Annotated in this window: 11 protein-coding genes; 4 read left to right on the top strand and 7 right to left on the bottom strand. The window is 71.3% G+C overall.

Annotated features, from left to right (window positions below):
- The first annotated feature begins 30 nt into the window (after positions 1-30).
- On the top strand, positions 31-1,107 hold the full coding sequence (locus ACYQ5L_RS34840) for a CaiB/BaiF CoA transferase family protein (protein WP_459962452.1): 1,077 nt from the start codon (positions 31-33) through the stop codon (positions 1,105-1,107).
- A gap of 63 nt (positions 1,108-1,170) precedes the next feature.
- On the opposite strand, the gene ACYQ5L_RS34835 is transcribed toward ACYQ5L_RS34840, so the two are convergent.
- The 5 genes from ACYQ5L_RS34835 to ACYQ5L_RS34815 form a co-directional block, all read right to left on the bottom strand.
- Entirely contained in the window at positions 1,171-2,430 is a 1,260-nt protein-coding gene (locus ACYQ5L_RS34835) for an SGNH/GDSL hydrolase family protein (protein ID WP_459962451.1), read from the bottom strand.
- A gap of 61 nt (positions 2,431-2,491) precedes the next feature.
- Complete coding sequence (locus ACYQ5L_RS34830) at positions 2,492-3,841, bottom strand: ABC transporter ATP-binding protein (RefSeq protein ID WP_459962450.1); 1,350 nt, start codon at positions 3,839-3,841, stop codon at positions 2,492-2,494.
- On the bottom strand, positions 3,838-4,653 hold the full coding sequence (locus tag ACYQ5L_RS34825) for an ABC transporter permease (protein WP_459962448.1): 816 nt from the start codon (positions 4,651-4,653) through the stop codon (positions 3,838-3,840). The genes ACYQ5L_RS34830 and ACYQ5L_RS34825 overlap by 4 nt, the downstream gene beginning before the upstream one ends.
- Positions 4,650-5,711, bottom strand: a complete 1,062-nt coding sequence (locus ACYQ5L_RS34820; protein WP_459962447.1) for an ABC transporter permease — start codon at positions 5,709-5,711, stop codon at positions 4,650-4,652. The genes ACYQ5L_RS34825 and ACYQ5L_RS34820 overlap by 4 nt, the downstream gene beginning before the upstream one ends.
- A complete protein-coding gene (locus ACYQ5L_RS34815) occupies positions 5,708-7,156 on the bottom strand; it encodes an ABC transporter substrate-binding protein (RefSeq protein ID WP_459962445.1) in 1,449 nt (482 codons plus the stop codon). The genes ACYQ5L_RS34820 and ACYQ5L_RS34815 overlap by 4 nt, the downstream gene beginning before the upstream one ends.
- Positions 7,157-7,363: 207 nt before the next feature.
- On the opposite strand from ACYQ5L_RS34815, the gene ACYQ5L_RS34810 reads away from it, so the two are divergent.
- From ACYQ5L_RS34810 to ACYQ5L_RS34800, 3 genes are all read left to right on the top strand, one after another.
- Positions 7,364-8,344 carry an epimerase gene (locus ACYQ5L_RS34810; RefSeq protein ID WP_459962444.1) on the top strand — a complete coding sequence of 327 codons (981 nt, stop codon included), beginning with the start codon at positions 7,364-7,366 and terminating at the stop codon, positions 8,342-8,344.
- Between the two features lie 98 nt (positions 8,345-8,442).
- Positions 8,443-8,793: a DoxX family protein gene (locus ACYQ5L_RS34805; RefSeq protein ID WP_459962443.1), complete on the top strand. Its 351-nt coding sequence runs from the start codon at positions 8,443-8,445 to the stop codon at positions 8,791-8,793.
- Positions 8,794-8,903: 110 nt separating this feature from the next.
- Positions 8,904-10,049 carry an NAD(P)/FAD-dependent oxidoreductase gene (locus ACYQ5L_RS34800; RefSeq protein WP_459962442.1) on the top strand — a complete coding sequence of 382 codons (1,146 nt, stop codon included), beginning with the start codon at positions 8,904-8,906 and terminating at the stop codon, positions 10,047-10,049.
- A gap of 22 nt (positions 10,050-10,071) precedes the next feature.
- On the opposite strand, the gene ACYQ5L_RS34795 is transcribed toward ACYQ5L_RS34800, so the two are convergent.
- Together ACYQ5L_RS34795 and ACYQ5L_RS34790 are read right to left on the bottom strand one after the other, a co-directional pair.
- Entirely contained in the window at positions 10,072-12,780 is a 2,709-nt protein-coding gene (locus ACYQ5L_RS34795; RefSeq protein ID WP_459962441.1) for a LuxR C-terminal-related transcriptional regulator, read from the bottom strand.
- Between the two features lie 56 nt (positions 12,781-12,836).
- The gene (locus tag ACYQ5L_RS34790) at positions 12,837-15,593 is read right to left on the bottom strand and encodes a helix-turn-helix transcriptional regulator (protein ID WP_459962440.1); all 2,757 of its coding nucleotides are present in this window, start codon (positions 15,591-15,593) and stop codon (positions 12,837-12,839) included.
- Positions 15,594-15,661: the final 68 nt, after the last annotated feature.

Genomic DNA, 15,661 nt, shown 5'->3' with positions numbered 1-15,661 from the left:
ATTCGACCGAACCGACAGGGGGTTTGCAGGGTGAACGCGAGCAGGGGTCCGCTGGAAGGCATTCGGGTCGTCGAGCTGGCGAGCATCGGACCCGGTCCGCATGCCGCGATGATGCTGGCGGACCTGGGCGCCGATGTGGTGCGGGTGCAGCGGCCCCAGGATGCGACGGCCTTCCAGGCGCAATTGCGCGGGCGCACGCTCACCACGGCCGATCTGAAGAATCCCGCGGATGTGACGGCCGTGCTGGCGCTGATCGAGAAGGCCGATGTGCTGATCGAAGGCTATCGGCCGGGCGTGGCCGAACGCCTCGGCCTCGGCCCCGCTATCGCGCTGGAGCGCAATCCGCGGCTGGTCTACGGCCGCATGACCGGCTGGGGTCAGGAGGGCCCGCGGGCGCAGCGGGCCGGGCACGACATCAACTACATCGGCCTCACCGGGGCGCTGAACGGCATCGGCCGCAAGGGCGAACGGCCGGTGCCGCCCATCAACCTGCTCGGCGACTACGGCGGCGGATCGGTCTTCCTGGTGCTCGGCATCATGGCCGCGCTGCTGGAGCGGCAGCGCTCCGGACGGGGCCAGGTGGTGGACGCCGCCATGGTCGACGGCGTGCTCACGCTGGCGCACACCATGGTGTCGCTCAACCAGCTCGGCCTGTGGTCCGATGAGCGCGGCACCAATGTGCTCGATACCGGAATGGCCTGGTACGACACCTATGCGACCGCGGACGGCAAGCACATGGCCGTCGGAGCCTTCGAGCCGCAGTTCTACGCCGAACTGCTGCGAGTGCTCGAGCTGGACCCGGAAACCCTGCCCCAGCAGAATGATCGGGCCGGACAGGAAGTGCTGCGCAAGGTCTTCGCCGAGCGCTTCGCCGCCAAGACCCAGGCGGAATGGTCCGAACTCTTCGACGGCGTGGACGCCTGCGTCACACCGGTGCGCACCTTCAGCGAAGCGCTCACCGATGAGCATCTGACCGCGCGCGCCGCCCTGGTCGACGTCGGCGGCATCCGGCAACCCGCTCCCGCGCCGCGGTTTTCGCGCACCCCGCCGCCGGTCCCCGCACCCGCACCTGCCGCGGCCATTCCCATCGGGGACGTCTGGGCATAAGCGAAAGGCCGCCGGTACGAACGGATTCGTACCGGCGGCCGTGGGCGTGGTCTCTCGGCGGGGCTACAGCGCATCCAGATCGATGGTCTCGGCCATGAGCCGGTATCCGGCGTCATTGGGGTGCAAGTGATCTCCACTGTCATATACGGGCGCGAGGATCTCCGGATTGCTCGGATCCGCCAGTGCCGCAGCCCAATCCACCACCGCGTCGTACTCGCCGGAGGTGCGGATCCAGTCGTTCACGGCATGCCACTTGGCGGCCGCGCGGGCGCTGTAGTGATCCGAACCGCCCAGCGGCAGCAGGGTCGCCCCCACGACCCGCACGCCCACGGCCCGCGCCTGGGCGATCAGGGTGCGGTAGCCCGCGATGATCTGCTCGGCGGAGACATCCGGGCCGGGCTGGTAGGTGGGCTGCTCCGGCGCCTCGCTGAATCCGATGTCATTGACTCCCTGGAGCAGGATCACGGTGCGCACGCCGGGCTTGTCGAGCACATCGCGCTGGAAGCGGACCGTGGAACGTTCGCCGTACCAAGCGGAATCATTGAGCACCAGATTGCCGCCGATTCCGAGGTTCAGCACCGCGCGCTGCCGGTTCGCGGCCGCCAGCCGATCGGCCAGCGCATCGGGCCAGCGCCGGTTCGCGCCCGGGGTGGCACCGAATCCATCGGTAATGGAATCGCCGAAGGCGACCACGGTGTCGTCGCGCGGGGCAGCACCCGCGACCTCGACATCGGTGAGGTAGTACCAGGAATTGGTGCGTTCGGTGAAAGCCGTTGCCGCCGGGTCGGAGAGATGATCACCGATAGCCCGGTAGCTGTCGGTCCAGGCCTGGGAGTGGAAGGTGGCCGGTCCGGTGGTGCCCTTCAGATACACGGTCACCGCCACCGAATCCAGCGCGTCCACCGGCAATCGCACCGCGTCGCTGGCGATCTCCTCGCCGGCGGGGATGACCGCGGCGGCATCGTCATCGAAGGTCAACGCCCGCACCGATTCCGGATGCACTTCGGCGCCTTGCTTCGCCTCCGCGATGGTCGCGCCGGTGATCTCCAGCGGGCCGGCGCCGAACCGGTTGGACAGCTTGATGCGCACGCTGTCGCCGCCATTGGTGACCCGGACGACCTGGCGCAGCGTCTGATCGGAGAAACCCGCTTCGGACCAGTTCGGCCCGAATCCGGTGCTCGGGCGCTGTGCCGCCGCGGACCAGGCGGCCGACCACGCGGGACCGGTGGCGGGTTGTTCGGCGTCGATGGCGTACGCCGCCCCGGCGACGAGGGTGAACGCTGCCACGGCAGCGGCGGCGACGGCGTGCTTCGAAATCTTCATGACTCCATTAACGGAACTATAGTTCCGTTAATTCCCGCCGGATTGAATGTGAAGTAGATCGCTAGCCGATCAGCGCCAGGGTCGCGTCGTGCTGCGGGGCGTCCAGAAGGTCGGTGACGGAGCCGGATTCGACGATCCGGCCGGATTCCAGCACCGACATGCCGGTGCAGTAGCGCGCGACCAGGCCCATGTCGTGGCTGATCACCAGGAGGGCGAGACCGTGCTCGCGGCGGAGGCGGTCGAGCAGGGCCATGATGGCCTCGGCCGTGGCGGGGTCCAGCGCCGAGGTGATCTCGTCGCAGACCAGCAGCGCCGGATTCGTGGTGAGGGCGCGCGCGAGGGCCACGCGCTGCCGCTGCCCGCCGGAGAGCTCGTGCGGATACCGCTGGGCGAGTTCGGGATCCAGCTCGACGGTCCGCAGCGCCGCGGCCACATCCGGGGCCTTGCGCAGCGTCTGGGCGACCGTGCGACGGGGATTCAGCGAACCCGTGCTGTCCTGCGGTACGAAGCCCGCACGCCCGGCGATCTCGACGGATCCGCCCGCGGTGCGCTGCAATCCGACAATGGCGCGCGCCAAGGTCGATTTGCCCGCACCGGACGGGCCGACGACGGCAATCGCTTCCCCGGCGTCGACGGCCAGATCGATGCCTTCGAGCACTGCCCGGCGGTCCCGGATGACCCGTAGATCGGCCACGGTCAGCACTGCTTCCGGCGACTCCCGGAATGACGAGGGTGATGACGAAGGCGAGGGCGAGGGTGAAGGCGAGGGCGTTGTCGACGAGCCGAGTGCGCGGACCTCGTCGGCGATTTCGTGGAGTATGTCGTGATGGTGGCCCGAGACGATGAGAGTCGTTCCGTCCTCGGTGACCATGGTGCGCAGCAGCCGCGCGATCGAGCGTTGCAGGCGGCCGTGCAGGCCCGCGAAGGGCTCGTCGAGGATGAGCACGGGGGTGCGGCGGGCCAGGGCGCGCGCCAGGGCGACCCGGCGCTGTTCGCCGCCGGAGAGTTCGGCGGGGCGGCGGCGCAGGTAGGAATCGGGGAGCTCGACGGCGGCCAGGGCCTGTTCGGCGTGCGCCGGTTCGGCGCATTCGGTGAGCAGGGCGCGGACCCGCATGGTGGGGTTGAGCGCGGCGGCGGGGTCCTGGCCGGTGTAGGTGATGTGGTGCCGCCGGAAGGCGCGCAGCGCCTGGGGATTCAGGGTCAAGGGACTGTGGTCTCCCACCCGCACCGAGCCCGAGACGACCGCCGCCGCGGGCACGTGGCCCAGCAGCGCGCGCAGCAAGGTGGACTTGCCGCACCCGGAGGGGCCGGTGAGTGCGGTCAGCGTGCCGGGACGGGCGCGCAGCGAGATCGGTTGCAAGAGCGCGGCTCCGCCCGGCGCGGTGACGGCGAGGTCGGTGATCTCGATCATGGACGAGGCTCCTGCGTCCGGCGGGCGGCCGGGGCGCCGAGGCGGCCCACGGCGGATGCGGTGACGTTCACGCCGACCGCGACAACGGCGATGGCCAGGCTCGGAGCCAGCACCGCCCACGGGTTGAGCAGCATGCCGGAGGCGTTCTCGCGCACCATGATCGCCCAATTGGCCGCGCCCAGGCTGCCGGGCAATTGTAGGAAGGCGGCGGCGGAGACCACATAGATGCCCACCACGAATCGCAACCCCAGCTGGGCGAAACACAATTCCCGCATATTGGGCAACATTTCGCGGAACACGATGTGCGTGGTGGATTCTCCGCTCACCCGTGCCGCCTCGACATAGCCGGTGGCCGCCACGCCCGCAGCGGCCGCGGTGAAAACCCTGGTGCAGTAAGGAATCCCGAACAGCACCGCGACCGCGATCACGCCGAGCACACCCGACTCCGGCCAGGAGAGCATGACCAGCAGCACGCCCAGTACCGGCGGCAGCAGCACCGCCAGATCGGCGCAGCGCTCGACCACGATCCCGGCCCTCGGCCGCAGGGCCGACACCGCGCCGAGCACGCTCGACGGCACCGTGACCACGAGTGCGATGACCGCTGCCAGCACGATCAATCCCCACCCGCCGTGCAGCAATTGCGTGAACACATCGCGCCCCAGCCGGTCGGTTCCCAGCCAGGCGGCGGCGCTCGGCTGCGCGAACGGCAGGCCCACCCCGGCCCCGGGATCGCGCCCGGCCAGCCAGGGGCCGGCCAATGCCGGCAGGATCACTGCCACCGCGGGCAGGGCCCGCCACCACAGTCGAGTCATCGGCGGGTCCGATCGCCGGGTGGCGCGGTGGAATCGGCCGTCGCGCCCACGCCGGCCGGTGCTCCGTTCAGATCGCCGCGCACCATCGGCGGCGTGGACCGGACTGGTCCTCGCCATCCCGGCTCCCGGTTCCGGATGCCGCGCACCGACCAATTGCGGATCGCGTCGGCGACGAGCAGCACGGCCATGATGACGGCGCCGGTGACCGCGGTGACGGCGGCAGCGACGGCGGTATCGCGCTCGGACACCGAACCCGCCAGCAGCGCCCCGAGCCCCGGGTAGTTGAAGAGGGTTTCGACCACCAGCGCGCCGCCCAGGATCATGCCGATGGTTGTCGCGAAGGAGGCCGCGATGGTCGGCAGGGCAACGGGCGTGATGTGGCGCAGCATGATCCGGACCGGGGACAGCCCGGCCAGTTGCGCGTGCTCGACATGCGGCGTGCGGGCTGCATCGGCCAGTGCGCTGCGAATCACCCGGGTATTCCAGCCGATCTGGGGCAGCGCCAGGGCGAGCACGGGAAGGACCAGCATGTCGGCACTGGCCGGATAGCCGGATGAGTCCACCACGGTCACCGCCGGCAGCCAGCCGGTGGCCACCGCGAACACCGCGATCAGCAGGGCGGCGACCACGAATTCGGGGAGTGCCACCACCGTGGTGGTGACGGGCTGCAGGAGGCGCGCCGCGATGCCGGAAGGCCGTGCCGCCCAGACCATTCCGGCCGCGAGCGACGCGATGACGGTGAGCGTGAAGGCGATGCCGCCGAGCAGCAGCGTCGCGGGGGCGGCGGCCGTCAGCAGATCGTTGACCGAGCGCCCGGTGGCGGTGACGCCGAAGTCGCCGGTCGCCACGCCGGAGATCCAGTCCCAGAAGCGCACCGGCAGCGGCCGATCCAGGCCGAGCTCACGGCGTTTGGCGGCGAGCAGTTCCGGATCGGCATTGCGGCCGAGGGCGGCGCGCGCCGCGTCGCCCGGGAGCAGGGCGACCGCGGCGAACACCAGGGCCAGCAGCGTGACCAGCAAGGCCAGCCGCCGCGCCACCAGTCCCGCGAACCCGATCACGCCAACCAGGTCCGTTCCAGCTGCATGCGGCCGAATCCGCCCAGCGTGGGCAGATCGCGGACACGGGAGGAGGCCACGTCGATACCGTCGCCCATGCCCCACACCAGGTACCCGCCGCGGTCGTACTGGATGCGCTGCAGGGCCTTGCAGGCGGCGGTGAGGTCCGCGTCATTGCCCGCGGCCAGGGCGGCGGCGGTCTTGGCGTCGAATTCCGGGTCGCGGAAGGCGGTTTCATTGCGGCCGCTGGAGGACACCATGAGCTTGGACGCGTAGAACAGCGTGGAATCATTGGTGCCCCAGGACACCGTGTAGAGCGGGGCGTTCAGCCAGGTGCGGTCGTAGAACGTATTCGATTCCTGGACAACCACTTCCAGTTGCATTCCGGCTTCGCGAGCCTGTGCGGCAATGAGCTTGGCCGACTCCACCTCGCCGGGCGCCTCGGCCTTGGTGATCAGCTCGTAGGTGCGGCCGGTGTCGAAGCCGGCCTGCGCCAGCAGGGCGCGGGCGCGATCCAGATCGCGCTTGCGCTGCGGAATCGTCTTGTCGTAGCGGGGATCTCCGGTGCCCATGATGTCATTGGAGACTTCGCCGTAACCGGAATAGACCTGCGTGACCAGGGCGTCGCGGTCCACCGCCAGCCGCAGCGCCTCGCGCACCCGGGCGTCGGCGAACGGGCCGTCGGCGGTGCGCATGGCCAGCGACAGCGCGGTGTCGTTGGGGCGGCGGACCACCTGCAGGCCGCCGCGGCCCTCGGCGGTGCGGCCCGCGATCGCGCCCACATTGGAGGCCAGATCGATCTGCCCGCCGATGACCGCGTTGGAGAGCGCGTCGACGCTTTCGAACAGCGTCACCTCGATGGCGTCCAGCTTGGCCTTGGGCCCGTGCCAGTCGTCATTGCGCACCAGGCGGGCATTGCCCTGCCGGTAGGACTCGAGCTTGAACGGCCCGGTGCCGATCGCCTGGGTGAAGTCCGTGGTGCCCTGTTTGACGGTGAAGGTCATCAACCGGGTGAGCAGCGGAATCTGGGTGTTGGGCGCGGCCAGGCTCAGCACGACCTTGTTCGCGCCGTCGGCGGCGATGTCCTCCGGCTCGGCCACCGGCATCTTGGATTCGCCGCCGATCTCGCGCAGCCGCCGCAGCGACCACACCACATCGTCTGCGGTCACCGGGGACCCGTCGTGGAAGCGGGCCCCGTCGGCGAGAGTGAAGGTCCAGCGCGTCTGCTCCGGATTGGACTCCCACGAAGAGGCCAGGCGCGCAGCCACATTCGGATCGGCGCCCGGCACCGTCAGCGCGTCGTAGACCAGCGAGATGATCAGGAAGTCGCTGTCGTTGGGGATATTGGCGTGCGGATCCTGCTCGAGCTTGGACACCCGCCCCAGCGCCCCGACCCGCAGCGTGCCGCCGCCGGAGGAATCCTTGGCGCAGGCGGCGAGCAACAGCATGGCACCCAATCCCGCACCGGCTCGCAGTATTTGACGTCTGGTCGCCGTCACAATCGGACCCTCTCGACAATTCGGATAGCTCGCACCGCACCGCTGTGCGTGAGCGGAGGCTACCCTAACTATGAAGTCCCGTGGTTGCCAGCGACAAGAACCATTGCGATCGAGCCCGCCCTTTGCCCGCGTGTCCGGCGGTAATAGCGTGGTCGTATGTCTCGTGCAACGACGTCCGGCCAGTGGCCGCAGCCGAGCGAGGACGGGCTCACGGTGGTCATCGCGGGCGGCACCGGCGCGCTGGGCCGGATTCTCGCCGCCGATCTGGCCCGCCGTGGGCATCGGGTCGGCATTCTCACCCGTCGCATCGATCCCGCCCTGCCCTACGAGCAGTACGAATGGGATGGCAAATCGGTTGGTGACTGGGTTGCCGCTCTGCGCAATCCCGGTCGCACCGCGCTGATCAACCTGGCGGGCAAGCTGGTCGACTGCCGGCCCACCGAGCGCAATATCGCCGAACTGCGCAGCAGCCGGGTCGATTCGACCGCTGCCCTGGTGGCCGCGGCCAAGACGCTGGACCGGCCGCTGGACTACTGGGTGCAGGCCAGTACCACCGCCATCTGGGGCGATGCCGGTGAAACCCGCTGCACCGAGAGCACTCCGCTGCCCCGGCCGGGGCTGCCGCAGATGACCGGGGTCGCGCGGCCCTGGGAAGAGGCCTTCGAGGGCGCGAATGCCACGCATCGCACCATCCTGCGCACCTCGATCGTGCTGGACCCCGATGCTCCCGCCCTGAAGCGGCTGGTCGCCCTCACCAAAGCGGGCCTGGGCGGCAGTGTGGGCAATGGCCGTCAGTGGGTCAGCTGGATTCACCTCGAAGACTGGCTGGCCATTGTGCGCGCCGCCCTGGGGCTGGATCCGCGGGTCACGCTGCCGAACGGAATCGTGGTGGCCGCCACCGATTTCCCGGTCCGCAATGCCGAGCTCATGACCGCGTTGCGCCGCCGCTTGCACCGGCCGTGGTCGCCGCCCACCCCCGCGCCCGTGCTGGCGCTCGGCGCGATAGTCCTGCGTACCGATCCGGCGCTCGGGCTGACCGGCCGCCACGCCACCTCGGAGGTATTGGGCCCGGCCGGATTCCGGTTCCGTTATCCGACCCTCGACGAGGCGCTCGCGGATCTGCTGCCGGATTCATAACCGCTGGTTATGCAAGCAGGTATTGGTGGCGGTCGGCGGCGTCGGCAAGGCTGGAATCGAGGGCGGGACCACCGCCGGAAGCCAACCGAGAGATTGTCATGTTCGTCGCCTATGTCGTCGTTGCCGCGATCACCGTCCTGATCAATACCGCCGAGGCCGTGGCCAACTACGCCGAGCATCCGGTCGTGCTGCGGAATATGGACGAGGTGCGGGTGCCGCGGCCGCTGCTGCCGCTGCTGGCCACCATCAAGGCCGCCGGATCGATCGGAATCATTGCCGGGCTGCTGTGGTGGCCGGCGCTGGGGATCGCGGCCGCGGCCGGATTCACGCTGTTCTACGTGCTCGCCGTGGCGCGGCACATCCAGACCGGGGTGCTGCACAATATCGCCTTCCCGATCTTCTTCCTCGCCACCGCCGCGGGCACCGTCGCGCTCGGCCTCGCGCACTGAGCCACTGCGGCTCCCCGTGAGCCGGGTCACGGACCCGGGAACTACCGGCACCAGAAATGGGGGCATATGCCCGATACCCCGGCCGGGCCCGGGTCCATAGCGTTCTTCGCATGATTCAGCACCACATCGTCGTACTCGGCGGCGGCTACGCGGGCATGATGTGTGCGCTGCGACTGGACCGGCGGCTGCGCCATCGCGACGATGTGCACATCACGCTGGTGAACCCGTCGCCGAGATTCACCGAGCGGCTGCGGACCCATCAACTGGCGGCGGGGCGGCGGCCGGCGGAGCACCGGATCGAGGACCTGCTCGAACCCACGGCGATCGAATTCATCTGCGGTACGGCCACCGTCATCGACACCGAGACGCGGATGATCGCCGTGGAGACCCTGGGCCAGAAACGGCATCTCGATTACGACGTGCTGGTGTACGCACTGGGCAGCATGGCCGACACCCGCGCGGTGCCGGGCGCCGAACGGTACGCGCACACGCTGGACTCGCCGCAGCGCGCCGAACGGCTGGCGCACCGGCTCGGCGAACTCGGGGCGGGCGCGACCGTGACGGTCTGCGGCGGCGGGCTGACCGGGGTGGAAGGGGCCACCGAGATCGCGGAAGCCTACCCGCACCTGCGGGTTTCGCTGGTGAGCCGGGGCGAGCCGGCGGCGATGCTCGGGCCGCGGGCGCGCGGGCACGTGCGGGCCGCCTTCGACCGGCTGGGGATCACGGTGCACGACGGCTCCGTCACCAAGGTCTCACCGGTCGCGGTGGAACTGGACGGGGGCGAACCGCTGGGCTCCGATGTCACGGTGTGGACCGGCGGGGTGCGGGTGCCGGAGCTGGCGGCCGACTCCGGAATCGGCACGGACGAGCGGGGTCTGGTCACCGTCGATCCCACGCTGCGGGCCCGCACCCATCCGGACATCTACGCGATCGGCGACGCCGCCGCCATCCGGCAGCGCTGGGGCCAGTTGCACGGCACCTGCCAGAGCGCGCTCCCGGCGGGCGCGCACGCCGCCGACCAGATCGCGCGGGAACTGCGCGGGCTGGAGCCGAAACCGTTCCGGTTCGGGTACTTTCACCAGCCGGTCAGCCTCGGCCGCCGGGATGCGGTGATCCAATACGTGCACCAGGACGCCCGGCCCCGCCGGTTCGTGCTGACCGGCTCGCGGGCCGTGCGCTACAAGGAGTACGTCAGCGGGCGGCCGGTGCGGACCTATCGGAAGGTGCCGGGGCTGCTCGGCCTGCTGACCTCCTAGACCGCACCGAATACGGCCCGGCTCAGTCGAGTTCGAGGCGGGGCAGCTCCACCCGGCTCGACACGCCCAGCTTGCGGAAGGCCCGGGACAGATGGTGGCCCACCGTCTTCGGGCTGAGGAACAGCCGGGCCGCGATCTCCTTGTTGGTCGCGCCGGTCGCCGCCAGCCGCACCACCTGCAGCTCCTGCGGGCTGAGCGCCGCCGCCGGTTCGGGCCGGCTCTCCGGGACCGCGCCCGCGGCCCGCAATTCCTCCCGCGCCCGGCCCGCCCACAGGTGCGCGCCCAGCCGCTCGAAGGTGATCAGGGCGTCGCGCAGTTCGGCGCGGGCGTCGGCGGTGCGCCGCTCCCGGCGCAGCTGCTCGCCGTAGAGCAGGCCGGTGCGCGCCCGGTCGAACCAACGACCTTGGCGGGCATGCAATTCCATGGCCCGCGCGTAGGATCCGGGATCGTTGCCGAGCAGGGCCGTGGCCCGCAGCAGCAGCGCTTCGGCCCACGGCTCGCCCAGCGCGTCCGACCACAGTCGCAACTCCGCCAGCGCCGGCTCGGCGCGGCCGGGTTCATTGTTGCGGACGGCGGCCTCCACCCAATCCGCATAGGCCGCCAGCCATTGCGCGTGCCGGTTGGCGGGCGAATGCTCCAGCGCCTCCAGATGCTCCAGCGCCGCGCCATAGCGCCTGCGGCCCAGATCCAGCATGCCGAGCGCCCAGTCGAAGTAGCGCCGATGGACCAGGGTGTGCCCCGGTCGCGAGAGTCCGTCGCGGACCAGCCGCAGGCACCGCTCGTCGTCACCGGCGACAGCGGCCAGCATGGCGAGATTGGCGTCGGCGTGCATGATGCGCACCGGCTGATCGATATGCTCGGCGAGGCGGCGGCCCTCGGTGGAGAGGATCTCCGCCTCCCGGAACCGGCCGCTGATGAATTCCACCGTGCCCAGCCACAATTCGACTGCAGCCAGGAACCCCGGCCGCCCCCGGGTCCGGCAGTACTCCTCGAGCTCGGTGAGGATCTCCCGGCTGATATCCATATCGCCCAGCACGAGGGACTGGGTGGCCAGGACGAACCGGACCGCGGGTTCGCGATGCCGGATGTACTCCGGCAGGGCCACATTCCGCCGCAGCAGCGCGATGCCCGCGGTCGGATCGTCGGCGAACAGGGCCATGGTGGCCGCGAAGATCCGCAGATAGATATCGCGGTCGGTGCTGGGCGGCAGCTCCGCGAGCGCGGTGAGCGCGGTCCGGAACGTGTCCACATCGCCGATGGCCCAGGCGATCCGGCCCGCGTCCAGCAACAGGACGGCGGCCCGGTCGGGTTCCTTCGGCGCCGCGAGCGCCGCCGCGTCGAGCAGCAGCCGGTGCGCCGCCTCCGGTGCGCCGTTCTCCAATTCGATCGTCGCCAGCACCGCGCAGGTGCGGGCGCAGTACAGCCGTTCGGTGCTGTGCTGCCCGTCCTCGGCGGCCAGGCGCTCACCGAGCCGCCTGCCCTCGGCGGCCAGGCGCCGGGCGCGCGCGTACTGCCCGGCGGCCGCGGCGTTCTCGAGGGCGTGCACCAGCCGCCGCGCCCGCTCGGACCGGTCCGGGGTGAGCTGCGCGGCGCGTTCCCAGGCGCTGGCGGCGGCGCCGTGGCCGGTGCGCTCGCCCGCCCGTTCGGCGGCGGATTCCAGTGCGGCCGCGACGGTTTCATCCGGTTCGGTGGCCGCGGCGGCGCGATGCCAGGCGCGGCGGTCCGGATCGAAGAGCAGGGTGTCGGCAATGGCGGCGTGCACGGCGCGGCGCTGGGCGTCGGTGGCGCTGCGATAGGCGGCCGCGCGCATGAGCGGATGCCGGAACCACACGTTCTGCCCCGAAACGCTCAGCATGGCGGCGCGTTCGGCCTCCGCCAGGGCGCGCGCGTCGTGGCCGAGCGCGGCCAGCACCCGCAGCACCAGTCCCAGATCGCCGGTTTCGTCGGCCGCGGCCACCAGCAGCGCCAGCCGGGCCGGCTCCGGCAGGTCGGCGATATGGCCCTGATACCCCGACCGCAGCCGATCCGGCAGATCGAGCGGGCCCACCGGTGGGGCCTCCAGATTCATGCCCGGCAGTTCCAGCAGGGCCAGCGGATTGCCCGCGGATTCGGCCACCACCCGATCCCGGAGCTCCAGGGGCAGCTCCGGAATCCGCTCCGCCAGCAGGGCTCTCGCCTCGTTGGGCGCGAGCGGGGCGGGCTGCAGCCGCGGCACCCCGGGCGCCTCGAAATCCGGGCGGCCCGCGAACAGCATGACGAGACCCTCGTCGCCGAGGCGGCGGGCGGCGAAGAGCAGGGCGTCGGCGGAGGGCTGATCCAGCCACTGCGCGTCATCGACGAGGCACACCACCGGGCCCTCGGCCGAGAACTCCGACAACAGCGTCAGCGTCGCCAGGCCGATCAGGAAGCGCTCGGCGTGCTCGGCGGTCTCCTCCATGCCGAGCGCGACGCACAGCGCCCGGCGCTGCGGATCCGGCAGCACGTCCTTGTGCTGCAGGACCGGGGCCAGCAACTCCCGCAGCCCCGAGAAGGGCAGCTCGGTCGGGCACTCCACACCCGTGCAGCGCAGCACCCGCCACGCCGGGTCCGCCAGCTCCGCCGCGCGCTCCAGCAACGCGGACTTCCCTTCGCCCGCACCCGCGATGATCGCCAGCGCACCACTGTGTCCCGCGGCGGCGCCGGACATCAGACTGCTGATCCGCCGCTCTTCCTCCAACCGGCCGTACAGCATCGTTCGAACTTAGCGGCCCGGATCGGCGGCGCGGAAATCCCTTGTGACCTGGGTCATCAGGCCACATCGCCGATCGCGAGCCGAGCCAGTTCGACTCGGCTCTTGACGCCCAGTTTGGGAAAAGCCCGATATAGGTGGTGGCCCACGGTTTTCGGGCTCAGGCACAGCTGCGCGCCGATCTCGTTATTGGTCGCGCCCCCGGCGGCCAGGCGGACCACCTGGAGTTCCTGCGGTGTGAGCAGGTTCATCGGGTCGACGGATCCGGTAGGCGAGTGGCCCGCGGCACCCTCCGGGCCCGGCGGTGTCTCGGCGGGGCGGCGCTGATCACCGCCCGCCGCACGCAATTCGGCTCGTGCGCGTTCCGACCAGGGTTGCGCGCCCAGGCATTCGAAGGTGGCCGCCGCCGATTCGAGCCGGGTGCGGGCATCCAGCTGCCGGCGCTCGCGGCGCAGCCATTCGCCGTACAGCAGTTCGGTTCTGGCGTGATCGAAGCGGCGGTGCGCGGCGGCGTGCACCTTCAGCGCCTGCTCGAAGAGTTCGGCGTCACCGGCGAGCTGGGCCTCGCAGCGCAGCAGCAGCCCGCGCATCCATGGATTTCCGGCGGCCTCGGTGTAGCGGCGCAGGATATCGAGCGGTTCGGCCGCGCGCTCGGGTTCCCGCAGCCGCAGCGCGGCCTCCACCCGATCCGCCAGCAGGTGCGGCCACTGGCCCAGCGGCCGGTGCGGGCTGTAGCCGAGCGCCTCACCGCGATGCACCGCGGCCTCGTAACGGCCCTGCGCGAGATCCAGCAGCAGCAGCGCCCATTCGCCGTGCGCGGCGTCGACGGTGTTCACATCCGGGCGGGCCCGTCGCAGCAACCGGTCGGACAGGGCCCGGCAGCACTCCTCGTCACCGCGCAGGGCGGCCAGCACCGCGAGCACGGATTCGGCCTGCCGCACCCGATTCGGCTGCGCGGTGCTCTCGGCGATCCGCAGCGCCTCCAAGCCGGTGGCCCGCGCCTCCCGGAAATGACCGAGCAGCAGCTGCATGGTGGCGCGGGAGGCGTGCACGGCGGGCAGCCGGCCCACCATGCCGAGCCGCCCGTATTCGGCGGCCACGTCGGTCAGCAGGTCGTTGGCGTCCTCGGTATCGCCGGCCAGCGCGCACAGCAGCGCCAGCAGGAACCGGGCCGCGGGATCGGAGGTGCCGCGCGCGGCGGCGACGCCACCGCGAATCAACCGCACCCCGGCGTCCAGCTCCATGGCGTAGAGCCGGTTCGGGCCCTCCACCGCCGCCAGCAGCGGCGCCCACGAATCATCCAGGGCCAGTGCGGAAAGGCGTTCGTGCGCCAGCTGCGCGCCCGCCAGATCGCCCACCGTCCACGCCGCGCGGGCGGCGTCCATGAGCGCCAGGGCGGCGCGCTCGGGATCCGCCTCGGCGAGTTCCGCCGCGGTGGCCAGCCACGATTCGTAGGCGGTGGCGAGAGCGCCGTTCTCGAAGGCGATGTGGGCGCGCAGATTTCGCAGGCGCGCCCGATCGGCGGTATCGAGGGCGGTGGTGTCGATGCGATCGGCCACGGCAATGGCCTGCTCCGGCCGCCCGGCCACGAACAGCGACGCCGCGGCGCGGGTCAGGCGGCGGGCCTGGCGGAACCGGTCCGGGGTGAGCCGGGCGGCGCGCTCGAGGGCGGAGGCGGCCGCGCCGTACGCGGCCCGGTGATAGGCGCGCTCGGCCGCGGCCTCCAGTGCGGCGGCGACCCTTTCCTCCGGCACCGGGGTCGCGAAGGCCAGATGCCAGGCGCGGCGGTCCGGATCGTCCTCGCCGAGCGCCTCGGCAATGGCCGCGTGCGCCGCGAGACGCTGGGTGAACGGGGCGAGCTGATAGGCGGCGGCGCGTTTGAGCGGATGCCGGAAGGCCACCGTCGACCCGGAAATCGTGATCATGCACGAGTCCACGGCCGCGGTCAGCGCCTCCTCGCCCTGATCCAGGCGGGCCAGCGCCGCGCGCACCACCGCCACATTCCCGGTCTCCTCCGCGGCCGTGACCAGCAGCGCCCAGCGCGCCGAATCCGGCTGTGCGGCAATATGCTCCGCATAGCCCGAGCGCAGCCGCTCCGGAATCGGAAGGGGGCCGACCGCGCACTGCAGGTCCATGCGCGGCAATTCCACGACGGCCAGCGGATTTCCGGCCGCCGCGGCCAGCACCCGGTCCCGCATTTCCTGGGGCAGTTCCGGGAACCGGTCGCACAGCAGCGCCCGGGAATCGTCGGCGCTCAGCGGCGTCAGCCGCAGCTGCGGCGCCACCGGACCGACCCGGCGCGGGTCCGGGCCGGTCATCTCCGGGCGCGTGCCGAACAGCAGCACCGCCGACTCCTCCCCGAGGCGGTGCGCGGCGAAGCGCAGGGCATCGGCGGAGGAGCGGTCCAGCCATTGCGCGTCATCGATCAGGCACAGCGTCGTCCCGGTCGCGGCGAGCTCGGCCAGCAGCGAGATTGTCGCCAGCCCCACCGTGAAACGGTCGGCCGCGGCCTCGGCGGACAGGCCGAACGCGGCGCGCAGCGCCTGCCGGTGCGCGTCGGGCAGCGCGTCCATCCGATCCAGTACCGGGCGCAGCAGCGATTGCAGCCCGGCGAAGGGCAGTTCCGATTCCGATTCCACCCCGGCGCAGCGCAGGATCTGCCCGGGCGCGGACGGCAGCGCGGCGGCGGCGTCCAGCAGCGCCGTCTTGCCCTCACCGGCATCGCCGACGATCACCATGGCCGCGCTGCGCCCGGACGCGGCGGCCTCGAACAGCGCGCCGATGCGGCGCAGCTCCTCAGCTCGGCCGTACAACATGAGCGCCAACGTGATTCAGACCGATCCTGGACATGGGTCGCGCGTCTGTTCCGTTTCTCACATCAGGG

This window comes from Nocardia sp. IFM 10818, from assembly GCF_054655275.1.
The sequence above is the reverse complement of the archived record's forward strand: the minus strand, read 5'-3'. Positions and strand labels throughout refer to the sequence as shown.